The sequence below is a fragment of the Microbacterium sp. ZXX196 genome, from assembly GCF_009709595.1.
In the GTDB taxonomy this organism is placed as follows: domain Bacteria; phylum Actinomycetota; class Actinomycetes; order Actinomycetales; family Microbacteriaceae; genus Microbacterium; species Microbacterium excoecariae.
On the sequence record NZ_WMEE01000401.1, the window covers coordinates 1 to 249 of the forward strand.

Annotated in this window: 1 protein-coding gene; it reads left to right on the plus strand. The window is 69.1% G+C overall.

Going from position 1 to position 249, the window contains the following annotated elements:
* On the plus strand, window positions 1–249 hold a 249-nt coding region (locus tag GJQ66_RS14365), incomplete at both ends, for a hypothetical protein (protein ID WP_230379671.1).

Genomic DNA, 249 nt, shown 5'->3' on the forward strand with positions numbered 1-249 from the left:
AGAGCTGGAAGAAACCGAAGAGCGGCTGTTCGCGCTTAGGGCGCTGGCGCGAAAGCATGGCGTGGCCCCCGATGATCTGGGCGGCTTCGCGGGGGAATTGCGCGGACGGCTGGAGGCGCTGGACGGGTCGGTCGCGCATCTGGGGGCGCTGAAAACGGCGTGGGACCGGGCGCGGGCAGCGTTTGACGCAGCAGCCGACGCATTGACCAAAGCGCGCATGGACGCGGCGGCGCGTCTTGATGCGCGGAT